The organism is Yersinia vastinensis (genome assembly GCF_902726565.1).
GTDB lineage: Bacteria > Pseudomonadota > Gammaproteobacteria > Enterobacterales > Enterobacteriaceae > Yersinia > Yersinia vastinensis.
In genome coordinates, this window is the sequence record NZ_CACVAF010000007.1 from 112,384 (window position 1) to 125,967 (window position 13,584).

Here is a 13,584-nt window from a genome sequence, read left to right on the forward strand (position 1 = left end):
GGGCGGCAATCGACTGATAGGGAATACTTTCATGGTTCACGCTAGGATTTTCCGATCACCAACGACAGCAGCCCAGCGGCAATCAACGGCCCGACTGGCACACCGCGGAATAGCGCCACCCCCAAAACCGTTCCGACTAATAAGCCCGCTACCACTGACGGCTGATGCGTCATTAACGAGACACCGCGCCCACCAAGCCAAGAAACTGCCACACCGACGACGATCGCTAAGATCGACTTCCATTGAATAAAGGAGTGCAATACTTCGCTAGCACTGATTTTTCCACTGGCAATCGGCGTCATCACGCCAATGGTCAATATCAAGATACCGATGGTTAAACCATACTTTTCTATCCACGGGAAAAACTGATTCAGCGGGGTAATACGAACAGCAATGAGTGCCAGAATGGCTAGTGTAACAGTCATGTTATGGCTGATGATGCCAAGGGCTGCCAGCACTAACAGGATGAGTAAAGTTGGGTCGAGAGCGGCCATGGTTATCCCTGCCTTACAATAAAATGCCGGCGGCGAATGCGCCGGCAAAAAGTGGTCTTATGATAGTCTCTGCTGGGTTGAGGTTCTAGCGCTATTCACGGCTGGCAAAGGTGTTGCAGCTGTTAGGATCACCACTGTCAAAACCACGTTTAAACCAAGCATAACGCTGTGCTGAAGTACCATGAGTGAAGCTGTCTGGTACAACACGCCCGGTACTTTGTTGCTGTAATCGATCATCACCAATGGCCTGAGCAGCATTCAGGGCTTCTTGTAAGTCCCCCACTTCCAGCACATTTTGCGCTTCCATGGCTTTCCCCCACACACCAGCAAAACAGTCCGCCTGCAACTCCATTTTCACCGACAAGCGGTTAGCTTCAGCCTGAGATGCACCTTGCTGCTGTTGGCGCACTTTAGTATCAATCCCCATCAAATGCTGCACATGATGCCCAACTTCATGCGCAATGACATAAGCCTGAGCGAAGTCACCGTCTGCTCCCAGTTTATTTTTCATATCTTCATAAAAAGAGAGATCGATATACACCGTGCTGTCCGCCGGGCAATAAAATGGCCCCATAACCGACTGGCCTGTACCACAACCGGTGCGAGTGGCGCCACGGTACATCACCAATTTCGGCTCCTGATATGCGCGCCCCATCTTTTGGAAAATAGGTTTCCAGGTGTCTTCAGTATCCGCCAGCACCACCGAGGTAAATTTGGCATATTGGTCATCTTTCGCACTGACAGAACGTGGTGGACTTTGCTGTGTTTGGCTTTGTGACATTGGGTCACTGCCATTTAATAACGGTGTCAGATCAACGCCATAGTAACCCGCAACCAGCACCACAATTAGAATAACCAGACCGCCTTTGCCACCAATGGGGGGGCGAAAACCCCCGCCGCCGCCTGATGAATTACCCCGTCTGTCTTCCACATTGTCACTTTCACGACGACCTTGCCAACGCATAGCTGTACTCCCAAAGATATTCCTTACACATTATCGTAGGAAATCTATGGAGCTAATACCATTAAAAGAGAAAATGATCAGTATTCAGGGGGGAGATTTGGCATTTTTGAAGGGAGATAGAGATTACCTCCCTTAAACATGAAAACGTAATCGATTGCGCGGTTAGTCTAATTTTACGCCGATACGGTGTGCAACTTCCTCGTAGGCTTCAATCAAACCACCCAAACTTTGACGATAACGGTCTTTGTCCATCTTGTTCAGGGTATTCTTATCCCACAAACGGCTACCATCTGGTGAGAATTCATCACCTAAAACGACTTCACCCTTGAACAAACCAAATTCCAATTTAAAGTCCACCAAGATTAAATCCGCATCATCGAAGATTTTGCTCAGTACGTCATTGGCCAAATAGCTCAGTTCTTTCATCCGTGCCAATTGTGCTTCTGTCGCCCAACCGAAGGTTTTGCAGTAAGACTCATTGACCATCGGGTCATGCATGGCATCGTTTTTCAAAAACAGATCAAACAGCGGAGGATTCAGCGGCAAGCCTTCTTCAATACCCAGGCGTTTAACCAAAGAGCCAGCAGCGCGGTTGCGAATCACACACTCAACCGGGATCATTTCCAGTTTTTTCACCAGCACTTCTGTATCTGACAGCAAACCTTCCATTTGGGTAGGAATCCCGGCTTCTTCCAATTTAGCCATAATGAAATGGTTAAATTTGTTATTCACCATGCCTTTACGATCAAACTGCTCAATGCGCTGACCATCCAGTGCTGACGTATCGTTACGGAACTCCAATACCAATAGGTCAGGATTTTCGGTGGTATAGACGGTCTTCGCCTTGCCACGATACAACTCAGCTAGCTTTTGCATCTTATTACTCCAGTAATGTGAAAGTGTAACTTGCCATAAAATGAATAAGCCCTAAATAATTCGAGTTGCAGGAAGGCAGCAAGAGAGAAAACCCCGATGAGCTTACAAAGTCAAGTGATTCGGGTGATTGAACGCAGCCAACGCACATGCAGCTTGAAGTACGACGGGATTAAAGGGGCCGAAGCCCCTTTGGTTTTATTTGGTACTTGTTGCACTTGTCTGGCTAAGTGCCGCCTGGAACACAGCTACCAGTGCATCATTCTGCGACTGGGTGAGTGTCTGCCCTTTAGGGCCGATGAACTGTAAGCTACTGCGGTTATCAAGGTCACCGACTTGCAACTTATAATCACCCTCTGGCAATTCTGGATCTTTAGCACCTAGCGCATCCCAACTGCTGCTGCTCATCGATTTAACGGTAACGTTAATCGTACCCAGTGGACGGCTGCGATCTGTCACTTTCATACCGACTTTTTCAAGTGCGGCTGGCAGACGTTCCCACAGCACAGCATAAGGTGCGCGAACAATCAGTTGCGGTAAACCGGTATCATCGCTGCCACTTTGAACATCTAACGCGCCGACTCGACGAGCCGCTTGGTTGCTTTCGCTATCAGAACGAACTTTATCCAAGCCCTCTACGATGGCATTCAACATTGCACCATTGTAGCGTTGAATTTCGGTATAGCCGGTAACAGGTTGCCCGCCTTGCTGTAAACCAAGGGATTTCACCACCAATGCCAACTGATAACCTTGTTCTTGTACGCTTATCTGATAACGGCCTTCAAACTGAACGTCTTCATCTGCACGGTTCCATTTGATCCAATCAGTTGTCAGCGTTTGGTTGGCATCCTGACGGCTGGCGATCGTCCAGTTTTTGTCCTGAAGAACGCGCGTAACCTGCGTCCACAGATTACGATTCTGCGGGCTATTTTCTAACAATAGCTTGCTGGTATCGTTGGCATTTTCAGCGCGAGAACCGCTTAACAATGCCAGTGGCTGTACAGGAGGACGAATATCCAACTGTTTGCCCACAGCGCCTTGAGAGTTGACGGAACGGACATCATACTCGCCATTTTGCACAGGCAGAATCATCCCCGCCGGTGAGTTCAGAGGTTTTAACCCCGGAGCTTCAAGATAAGACTCGTCACCGCCAACCTGGCGTTTGTAGCGTTGGTCTGTGGTACAACCTGCCAGCAACATTGCCAGCGAGACACCCACAACCGTTACCACCGTCGACTTTTGCAATGATATTGCCATCAAATTTCCCTAAGAGTTACAGCAAACCTGCGCTTTTCAGCGCGTCTTCCACAATCCGTTCCGCCGGAGAGGTCAACGGAGTCATTGGCAGACGCAATGTATCATTTGCCATGAGCCCCAGTCTCTTCGCGGCCCATTTCACCGGAATTGGGTTTGCTTCTACAAATAAATGCTGATGCAACGGCATCAAGCGCTGATTCAAACGGCGTGCTTGGGCAAAGTTACCTTGCGCAGCCAGTGCACAAAGTTCAACCATTTCACGTGCAGCAATGTTTGCTGTCACCGAAATAACACCTTTGCCGCCCAGTTGCATAAAGTCCAGCCCGCTCGCATCGTCACCACTAAGCAGGATGAAATTTTCATCATCAACCAGCACTTGGATCTGACTTACACGACTTAAGTTCCCTGTTGCCTCTTTAACGGCAACAATATTTTTAATCTTGGCTAAGCGGGCAATCGTTGGCGGTAGCATATCGCAACCTGTACGCGATGGCACATTATAGAGAATTTGTGGCAAATCGGTACTTTCTGCGATCGCTTTAAAATGCTGATATAACCCTTCCTGCATAGGACGGTTATAATATGGCGTCACCGTCAGGCAACCCACTACACCGGTATTATTAAAGCGCTGTGTGAGCGAAATGGCTTCGGAGGTAGCATTAGCCCCGGTTCCGGCAATCACAGGAATCCGGCCATCGGCCAGTTCGAGCGTCTGCATGACCACATCAACGTGCTCGTCATGGTTCAGTGTTGCTGATTCGCCCGTCGTTCCCACGGAAACAATCGCCGCAGTTCCACTGGCTACATGATAATCAATAAGTTTCTTCAGGCTCGCACGATCGACAGCACCTTTGTCGTCCATCGGCGTTACCAGTGCAACTATGCTTCCTGTAAACATCGGACTTCCCGTAAACATTGCCCACCCCCTACTTAAACAAGTCCCTCATGGTACTTTTGACCTCTATCCAAAAGCAAGCAAACAACTGTGTTGTAAGCGCTTGGCAGCAGGTTTTTTTTATGTTTACCATGGTAACCCCAAAGAGCATGACAGGAAGAGCGATTTTGCCGCAGCTTGACGAACATTATCTGGTCATTACCGCACTCGGTGCTGACCGCCCTGGAATCGTGAATACCATCACCCGCCATGTCAGTAGCTGCGGTTGCAATATTGAAGATAGCCGGCTGGCCATGTTTGGTGAAGAGTTCACATTTATTATGCTGCTATCAGGCAGTTGGAACGCAATTACCTTATTGGAATCAACCTTGCCGCAAAAAGGGGCAGAGCTTGATTTACTGATTGTCATGAAGCGGACCAATGCTCAAAATCAGAAAGCAATGCCTGCCACAGTATGGGTCAAAGTGGAAGTGAATGACTCCCCTCATATTATTGAACGGTTTACCAACCTGTTCCATTGTCACAATATGAATATTGCGGAGTTGGTTTCTAAGACTCAACCGGCTGAAGGTGACATTCCTCCTCGGTTGCATATCCAGATCAGTGCACACAGTCCCGCCAGCCAAAACAGTTCATTAATAGAACAAGCCTTTTATCAGCTATGTACAGAACTCAACGCGCAAGGCAGTATTAGCGTTGTGAACTATCCACAGCATGACTCACGAATGGAGAGTTAGTAATGAGCCCATTGAAAGCCGGTGATATTGCGCCGAAGTTTAGTTTGCCCGACCAAGATGGCGAGCAGATTAGTTTGGCCGACTTCCAGGGACAACGTGTCTTAGTCTATTTTTATCCTAAAGCCATGACACCAGGCTGTACTGTCCAAGCCTGTGGTCTGCGCGATAATATGGATGAATTGAAGAAAGCGGGTGTCGAGGTGCTGGGTATTAGCACCGATAAGCCTGAAAAACTGTCGCGTTTCGCCGAAAAAGAACTGCTAAATTTCACTCTGTTGTCTGATGAAGACCATCAGGTTTCCGAGCAATTTGGCGTTTGGGGTGAGAAAAGTTTTATGGGGAAAACCTACGATGGCATCCATCGTATCAGTTTCTTAATTGATGCTGATGGTAAGGTGGAGCATGTGTTTGATAACTTCAAAACCACTAACCACCACGATATCGTTATGGATTACTTGCGCCAAAGTGCCTAAGTTATGATGCACGCGTCATTATCCTTCATTGCAAAAAAGAGCGCTTAAGCGCTCTTTTTATTGACACCTGTCAGTGATTCGGGGGAGTGAGTGCAGCTAACACCGCTACAGCATCAAGGGCAATATATCCCCAAAGCCATTGCTGTTGCAGCAAGGCAGCCAACAAACTCATCCCGATGAGCTGACACCTGTCAGTGATTCGGGGGAGTGAGCGCAGCTAACACCGCTGCAGCATCAAGGGCAATATATCCCCAAAGCCATTGCTGTTGCAGCAAGGCAGCCAGCAAACTCATCCCGATGAGCTGACACCGGTCAGTGATTCGGGGGAGTGAGCGCAGCTAACACCGCTGCAGCATCAAGGGCGCAGGGGATAGTCAATCTGCGTCAGGGATAAACTCCTCCGGCCACGCATGAATAACCGCTTTAATCAATGTCGCCAACGGGATAGCAAAGAATACGCCCCAAAAACCCCACATGCCGCCAAAGATGATAACTGACAGAATAATGACCAACGGATGCAGGTTTACGGCTTCAGAGAACAGAACGGGCACCAGTAAGTTGCCATCCAGCCCTTGAACGACCAAATAGGCGACAAACAGAGTCCAGAAATCAGCACCAATACCCCATTGGAATAACGCGACTAGTACGACTGGGATCGTCACAATCACTGCACCAATGTAGGGAATCAGAACAGAAAAACCGACCAATACCGCCAGCAACAACGCATAATTCATGCCCATCACGAAGAACACTAAATATGTGGCAATACCGACCACCACCATTTCCAGCACTTTTCCGCGAATATAGTTGGTAATCTGCTGGTTCATTTCCAACCACACTTGCCCGGCTAAACCACGGTTACGTGGCAAGATACGCCGCACGGCATTCAGCATCTGCTCTTTGTCTTTAAGCAGAAAAAACAGCATCAATGGCACTAAAATCAAATAGATTGCCAACGTCAGTAAGCCGATAAGTGAAGCCAGAGAGATTTTAACCACCGACTCGCCCATGCCAGACAACTTGTTGCGCAGGTTTTCTGCCATCATGTCAACAATGCCAGCATCCACCAATGCGGGATAGCGAGAAGGCAATGTCTGAGCAAAGGCATTGAATTTATTCAGCATTTTTGGCATATCGGATATCAGAAGATTGCCCTGCTGCCAGACAGTCGGCGCCACTACAAATACCGCCAGCAGCATAATGCCACCGAAAACAACCAAGACGATACTGGCCGCCCACGGGCGCGAACAACCGATACGTTGTAACCGAGCCGTTGGCCACTCCAATAAATACGCCAGCACAATCGCGGCCAGCAGAGGCGCCAAGATACCGCTGAAGAAGTAGATAATGCAGAATCCGGCCAACAGAATAACCAGTAAGGCGATAACCTGCGGGTCAGTAAAACGCCGACGATACCATTGTAACAACAGCTCTAGCATCCGAAATTGCTCCTTAAGTACCATGAGAAACCCGCAAGTTGGCGAATTCCTTTAATCGCCCCGATAAACAGAGGCTGAACCCGAAGGCCATTTTTGCGCGACAGCCATTCTTTTATCGCCATTGCCTTAGCCACCATTCCTTTATATAACTGTTCCTTTATAACGATAGGCTGACTAAGATAGTTGCAAGTCTCAGCAACGGATGAAGAGCTTAACCTTTGACCTATTTGAGCCTTTTTTTGTGATCTAACTCGCTTTCGTGATGATTGTACTGGAGAGCAGACCAAGGAAGAAGAACTCTTACACATCTCGGAGTCTAATTGTCATTACATTAGTAGGGGCAACCTCGTTTATGACATATTGGTTACGTAAAACAAGTCGGTTACGTCAAACAGGCCAGTTAAGTAAAACGGGTCGGTTAAGCAAAACAGTGATCGCCACACTCCTGAGTAGTTTACTGCTCACAGGCTCCATGCCTGTGAAAGCTGAGAGTCAAGACTTGCTACCTGATATCGGTACCTCGGCAGGCGCGACCTTGAGCATTGATCAGGAAAAAGCCATGGGGGATTTCTATGTCCGCCAAATGCGCGCTAGCACCCCGCTGATTTATGACCCGCTCTTAACTCAATACGTAAATACGTTAGGCAATCGCCTCGTCGCCAATGCCTACTCTGTACGTACCCCCTTTCATTTCTACCTGGTTAATAACGATCAGATAAACGCCTTTGCTTTCTTTGGCGGCAATGTGGTGCTCCACTCAGCCTTGTTCCGTTATACCGACAACGAAAGTGAGCTTGCTTCTGTCTTAGCCCATGAAATATCCCATGTCACACAGCGCCATCTGGCGCGGGCCATGGAAGAACAGCAACGTATGGCCCCGCTGACATGGGTTGGCGTATTAGGGTCTATTCTATTGACGATGGCCAGCCCTCAAGCGGGTATGGCAGGCTTAAGCGGCACGCTGGCAGGCGCCCAGCAAGGTATTATCAGTTTTACACAAGGCAATGAGCAAGAAGCTGATCGCATTGGTATCCAAGTGCTGCAACGATCAGGATTTGATCCACAAGCTATGCCTAATTTCCTGCAAAAATTAGCCGATCAGTCACGATATGCGTCAAAACCACCCGAAATGTTGCTGACTCACCCCTTACCTGACAGCCGATTATCCGATGCTCGCAACCGTGCCAATCAGATGAAACCGCACCCGATTGCCTCATCGCAAGACTATTTATTTGCCAAAGTGCGTATTCTGGGGATGTATGGTTCAACTGAAAATAGTCTGACGCCAGACCTGCTAGACACCTTGAGTAAAGGCACTACACGTGAGCAACTGGCGGCTAAATATGGCCAAGCCATATTGTGGTATCAAGCCAAAAAGTATGATGAAGCCCGTAACCAACTACAGCCCCTATTAACCCAACAGCCTGGCAATATTTGGTTCCTTGATTTGATGACAGATATCGATTTAGGCCAGAACAAACCAGCACCGGCTATTGAACGGCTACAAAAAGCCATTGCGGCTCAAAAAGTTGAACAACCGGTGTTGCAGCTCAACTTGGCTAATGCGTATGTTCAAGGTGGGCAACCCGCTGCCGCCGTTAAATTATTGAACCGCTATACTTTTGCCAATCCAAATGACCCTAATGGTTGGGATTTACTGGCACAAGCGGCGGCGGCGCAAGGTTTACGCGACCAAGAATTAGCCGCTCGTGCGGAAAGTTTGGCGCTCAGTGGCAAGCTGACACAAGCCATCGGGCTACTCAGTGATGCCAGTGCACGCGTAAAATTAGGGAGTTTGGAACAGGCTCGTTATGATGCCCGCATCGACCAGCTGCGCCAATTGAATGAGCGCTTCCGCAAGTACCAGAAGTCTTAAGGAAAGTTACAATGAAAGACGTCACGATTTATCACAATCCGCGTTGTTCCAAAAGCCGAGAGACCCTCGCTCTTCTGGAACAACATGATATTAAGCCACGGGTGGTTTTGTATTTAGATACTCCCCCCTCGGTGGCTACACTGAAAGAATTACTGCAACAGCTAGATTTTAGTGATGCTCGTCAATTGATGCGCACCAAAGAAGAACTCTACAAAACACTAAATCTGGCCGATAAAGCGCTAACGCAGGCGCAGTTGCTACAAGCGATGAGTGATAATCCTAAGCTTATCGAACGCCCCATTGTGGTCTATCAGGGCCAAGCACGCATTGGCCGCCCACCAGAACAGGTGCTTGAGATTTTATCGTGATTTAGATGGCCTCGAAGAGGCGAAGCCCATGGAGGGGCTGAGTAACTGAATGTAGTTAACATTGCAGCGCCCCAAGGATGCAGAGGGTTACAACCCCAAAATCTCTTTCACAAAAGGAATAGTCAGCTTACGTTGGGCGGTGATAGAAGCGCGATCAAGTTGATCTAGCGTCATAAAAAGGGTGCGCATTTCTCGATCTAGGCGTTTGAGCAGAAAACGGCCCACATCTTCTGGTAATTCAAAACCACGTAATTTGGCGCGCAGTTGCAAAGCCTGCAATTTTTCATCATCTGACAGCGGCTGCAATTTATAAATCTGGCCCCAATCAAGGCGAGAAGCCAAATCTGGCAAACCAAGATTTAATTGGCGCGGCGGGCGATCACCGGTAATGAATAAGCGAGTACGGCCGGTTTCCACAATGCGGTTATAGAGATTAAATATCGCCATTTCCCACTGTTCATCACCCGCAATGCACTCAATATTATCAATACAAACCAGAGCTAACTGCTCCATGCCATCAAGGACTTCCGGCACAAAATAGGCCCGTTTATCTAGTGGAACATAACCGACAGCCTCGCCTTTTTGTGATAACTCAGCGCAAGCGGCATGTAACAGATGGCTGCGGCCACCGCCTTCGCGTGACCAGAAATAGATATAACTACCATGAGACTGGTGAACAGCAGACTGGATCGCCGCTAATAGAGACGGGTTCTCCCCCGGATAAAAACTGGCAAAAGTTTCATCATCGGGAAGATAGAGTGGCAGTGAAAGCTGTGCCGGCGTATTCAGAAGCACCTCAACCAACAAAACGGGCGGGAAAACATGGCAAGCTTACCACAAAAAATTCCAACAGCATAAAAACCTGAACTGAGGCGAAAAACTGGCCGAACCGACAATAACCGCTCGGCCAGATATCACTTTTACTTAAGCACCGATTCTTCTTCCGGCGCGTCAATAATCTCTTCTTCGGTACGAACCATACTGATCACTTTGAACAGCAAACTCAGGCCAATACCTACAACCGTTGCCAGTGCCATACCTTTCAATTCAGTTGCACCGATGTTCACTTTCGCGCCACTGACACCGATAATCAGGATAACTGAGGTTAAGATCAAGTTTTGTGCTTTGTTATAATCAACTTTTGACTCGATCAATACACGGATCCCAGAAGCAGCAATCACTCCGTACAGCAATAATGAGACACCGCCCATGACCGGTACTGGGACCGCCTGAATAGCCGCAGCAAGTTTACCGACACAAGAGAGCATAATGGCCAAAACGGCAGCTCCGCCGATAACCCAAGTACTGTAAACACGGGTAATCGCCATAACGCCAATATTCTCGCCATAAGTGGTATTCGGTGTTGAGCCAAAGAAACCGGAAATGACTGTCGAAATACCATTAGCAAACATAGAGCGATGCAGACCTGGGTCACGAATCAAATCTTTCTTCACAATATTCGCCGTCACTACCAAATGTCCAATGTGCTCGGCAATGACAACCAATGCCGCTGGCAAGATAGTCAAAATTGCGAACCACTCAAAGCGAGGTGTATAGAACGTCGGTAAGGCAAACCAGTGAGCATCACGGATAGGTGTTAAATCCACCACGCCCATCACGAATGACAAGGCATAACCAACCAACACACCAATTAGGATAGGGATAATGGCAAAGAAACCACGGAACAGCACCGACCCAAGAATAGTCACACCCAATGTCACCATTGAGATGATGATGGTGGTTGAATCGACTGTCACTCCTTGAGCTGGCAGTAACCCCGCCATTCCGGCAGCAACGCCGGCTAGCTCAAGGCCAATAACAGCAACAATCGCCCCCATCGCCGCGGGCGGGAAGAGAACATTTAACCAGCCAGTGCCCGCTCTTTTTACAATCAGCGCCACCAGACAAAACAGCACGCCGCACATGATAAAACCACCCAATGCGACTTCATACCCCAGCGGGAGTAACAGCAAAACCGGAGAAATAAAAGCAAAACTAGACCCCAGATAAGCCGGGATTTTTCCCTTACAAATAAACAAATACAGCAATGTACCGATGCCGTTAAACAGTAATACCGTTGCCGGGTTAATCTTAAATAAAATCGGCACTAAAACGGTGGCACCAAACATGGCGAACAGGTGTTGAAAACTCAAGGGAATCGTTTGCAATAATGGCGGACGTTCACTGACCCCAATGGTGCGACGGCTCATTTTCTCTTATCCTCTGGCAAGGTTATTTAATTCTGGACGGCAGACCAAAAAAAAGCCGACTATCAAGTCGGCCATCACTTATTATTTTGTTCCGAAAATCTTATCACCGGCATCACCCAACCCTGGGATAATGTAACCGTGTTCGTTCAAGCCCTGATCGATTGAAGCGGTGTATAGCTCGACGTCTGGATGTGCTTCCTCCAACGCTTTGATACCTTCAGGCGCGGCAACCAATACCAAGACTTTAATACTCTGGCAGCCGGCTTTTTTCAGCAGATCAATGGTTGCAATCATTGAACCACCGGTTGCCAACATCGGGTCGACAACTAATGCCATGCGCTCATTGATATTGGAAACCAGCTTTTGGAAATATGGCACTGGTTTTAGGGTCACTTCATCACGATAAACACCCACCACACTGATACGGGCGCTCGGTACGTTTTCCAATACCCCTTCCATCATGCCCAAACCGGCACGTAGGATAGGCACCACCGTAATTTTCTTACCTTTAATCTGATCTACCTCAACCGGCCCGTTCCAACCTTCGATGGTCACTTTTTCAGTTTCCAGATCAGAGGTTGCCACGTAAGTCAGCAAACTTCCCACTTCAGACGCTAACTCGCGAAAGCGCTTCGTACTGATGTCATTCTCACGCATCAAACCAAGTTTATGTTTTACTAGCGGGTGTTTCACCTCAACGATCTTCATTATTTTTCTCCTGGTTAGGCGGCTGACGGCCAAAAAAATCGCGAGATTATACCGCCTTTTTTTTTGAACGCCACAATGAATAGCCTGATTCAGATCAATAGAAAATCATTATTAAGTCAAGAAAGCTAAAAATCAGGGTGATATCACAAGCTACTCGCAAACGTTTGCCTGCGCTGTTAGAATTGTCGCGTTTTCTTCCTAAGCTCAAACAGCCAACCGCCGTGGGGACCTCGCAGTGACCAACAAAACCTCTCTCAGCTATAAAGACGCAGGTGTAGATATTGATGCCGGCAATGACCTTGTTGATCGCATAAAAGGTGTGGTTAAACAGACCCGTCGCCCTGAAGTCATGGGTGGACTGGGCGGGTTCGGTGCCCTGTGCGCTTTGCCGCAAAAATACCGTGAACCTATTTTAGTTTCAGGCACCGATGGCGTAGGCACCAAGCTACGTCTAGCAATGGACCTGAAACGCCACGATACCATCGGTATCGATTTAGTCGCTATGTGCGTCAATGACTTGGTTGTTCAAGGCGCAGAACCGCTATTCTTCCTTGACTATTTTGCTACAGGCAAACTGGATGTAGACACTGCCGCCAGTGTCATTACCGGGATTGCCGAAGGGTGTAAACAATCAGGTTGTGCACTGGTTGGTGGCGAAACTGCCGAAATGCCGGGCATGTACCACGGTGAAGATTATGACGTCGCTGGCTTCTGTGTCGGCGTGGTCGAAAAATCTGAAATTATCGATGGCAGCAAAGTTGCCCCCGGTGATGTTCTGGTTGCTTTAGGTGCCAGCGGCCCACATTCCAATGGGTATTCACTGGTACGTAAAATTCTGGAAGTGAGTCATACCAACCCGGAACAGACCCAATTAGAAGGTAAATCTTTGGCTGACCATCTGCTGGAGCCGACCAAAATTTACGTCAAATCAATCCTTAGTCTGATTGAGCAACTGGAGATCCACGCTATTGCTCACCTGACCGGTGGCGGTTTCTGGGAAAATATCCCGCGCGTGTTGCCACAAGGGACTCAAGCTGTCATCGACGAAACAAGCTGGCAGTGGCCTGCGGTATTTAGCTGGTTACAGCAAGCCGGCAATGTTAGCCGCCACGAAATGTATCGGACATTTAACTGCGGTGTCGGGATGGTTGTTGCCCTTCCGGCGGAACTGGCTGACCGTGCAGTTGAGTTACTGACGGCATCGGGTGAGAAAGCCTGGAAAATTGGCGTAATTGCTGCTGCGAATGAAGGCGCAGAGCAGGTTATTATTAACCAATAATATTATTTACG

General features: G+C 48.3%; 14 protein-coding genes. 5 read left to right on the forward strand and 9 right to left on the reverse strand.

Annotated features, from left to right (window positions below):
• Positions 1-41 precede the first annotated feature (41 nt).
• The 5 genes from HUZ92_RS12370 to dapA form a co-directional block, all read right to left on the reverse strand.
• Entirely contained in the window at positions 42-494 is a 453-nt protein-coding gene (locus HUZ92_RS12370) for a DUF441 domain-containing protein (protein WP_050101428.1), read from the reverse strand.
• A gap of 91 nt (positions 495-585) precedes the next feature.
• On the reverse strand, positions 586-1,458 hold the full coding sequence (gene ypfJ / locus HUZ92_RS12375; protein ID WP_050101427.1) for a KPN_02809 family neutral zinc metallopeptidase: 873 nt from the start codon (positions 1,456-1,458) through the stop codon (positions 586-588).
• A gap of 162 nt (positions 1,459-1,620) precedes the next feature.
• Positions 1,621-2,334: a phosphoribosylaminoimidazolesuccinocarboxamide synthase gene (purC, locus tag HUZ92_RS12380; RefSeq protein ID WP_050101426.1), complete on the reverse strand. Its 714-nt coding sequence runs from the start codon at positions 2,332-2,334 to the stop codon at positions 1,621-1,623.
• Positions 2,335-2,529: 195 nt separating this feature from the next.
• Positions 2,530-3,588 (reverse strand): outer membrane protein assembly factor BamC, encoded by a 1,059-nt coding sequence (gene bamC / locus HUZ92_RS12385; RefSeq protein ID WP_145579805.1) that lies wholly within the window; start codon positions 3,586-3,588, stop codon positions 2,530-2,532.
• A gap of 16 nt (positions 3,589-3,604) precedes the next feature.
• The gene (dapA, locus tag HUZ92_RS12390; protein WP_050101424.1) at positions 3,605-4,486 is read right to left on the reverse strand and encodes a 4-hydroxy-tetrahydrodipicolinate synthase; all 882 of its coding nucleotides are present in this window, start codon (positions 4,484-4,486) and stop codon (positions 3,605-3,607) included.
• A 164-nt stretch (positions 4,487-4,650) separates the two neighbouring features.
• Between dapA and HUZ92_RS12395 the strand changes: the two genes are divergently transcribed.
• Positions 4,651-5,220, forward strand: a complete 570-nt coding sequence (locus tag HUZ92_RS12395) for a glycine cleavage system transcriptional repressor (RefSeq protein ID WP_050101448.1) — start codon at positions 4,651-4,653, stop codon at positions 5,218-5,220.
• Between the two features lie 2 nt (positions 5,221-5,222).
• On the forward strand, positions 5,223-5,693 hold the full coding sequence (gene bcp, locus HUZ92_RS12400) for a thioredoxin-dependent thiol peroxidase (RefSeq protein ID WP_050101423.1): 471 nt from the start codon (positions 5,223-5,225) through the stop codon (positions 5,691-5,693).
• Between the two features lie 374 nt (positions 5,694-6,067).
• On the opposite strand, the gene HUZ92_RS12405 is transcribed toward bcp, so the two are convergent.
• Positions 6,068-7,132, reverse strand: a complete 1,065-nt coding sequence (locus tag HUZ92_RS12405; protein WP_050101422.1) for an AI-2E family transporter — start codon at positions 7,130-7,132, stop codon at positions 6,068-6,070.
• Between the two features lie 352 nt (positions 7,133-7,484).
• Here HUZ92_RS12405 and bepA point away from each other — a divergent pair, with 352 nt between their 5' ends.
• On the forward strand, positions 7,485-9,008 hold the full coding sequence (gene bepA / locus HUZ92_RS12410; RefSeq protein ID WP_050101421.1) for a beta-barrel assembly-enhancing protease: 1,524 nt from the start codon (positions 7,485-7,487) through the stop codon (positions 9,006-9,008).
• An 11-nt stretch (positions 9,009-9,019) separates the two neighbouring features.
• A complete protein-coding gene (arsC, locus tag HUZ92_RS12415) occupies positions 9,020-9,376 on the forward strand; it encodes an arsenate reductase (glutaredoxin) (protein ID WP_145579806.1) in 357 nt (118 codons plus the stop codon).
• An 87-nt stretch (positions 9,377-9,463) separates the two neighbouring features.
• On the opposite strand, the gene hda is transcribed toward arsC, so the two are convergent.
• The 3 genes from hda to upp form a co-directional block, all read right to left on the reverse strand.
• The gene (gene hda / locus HUZ92_RS12420; protein ID WP_050101447.1) at positions 9,464-10,171 is read right to left on the reverse strand and encodes a DnaA inactivator Hda; all 708 of its coding nucleotides are present in this window, start codon (positions 10,169-10,171) and stop codon (positions 9,464-9,466) included.
• A 125-nt stretch (positions 10,172-10,296) separates the two neighbouring features.
• Positions 10,297-11,586, reverse strand: coding sequence for a uracil permease (uraA, locus tag HUZ92_RS12425; protein WP_050101419.1), 1,290 nt, complete (start codon positions 11,584-11,586; stop codon positions 10,297-10,299).
• Between the two features lie 81 nt (positions 11,587-11,667).
• Positions 11,668-12,294, reverse strand: coding sequence for a uracil phosphoribosyltransferase (gene upp / locus HUZ92_RS12430; protein WP_050101418.1), 627 nt, complete (start codon positions 12,292-12,294; stop codon positions 11,668-11,670).
• Positions 12,295-12,529: 235 nt separating this feature from the next.
• Here upp and purM point away from each other — a divergent pair, with 235 nt between their 5' ends.
• Positions 12,530-13,573 (forward strand): phosphoribosylformylglycinamidine cyclo-ligase, encoded by a 1,044-nt coding sequence (gene purM, locus HUZ92_RS12435; RefSeq protein ID WP_050101417.1) that lies wholly within the window; start codon positions 12,530-12,532, stop codon positions 13,571-13,573.
• Positions 13,574-13,584: the final 11 nt, after the last annotated feature.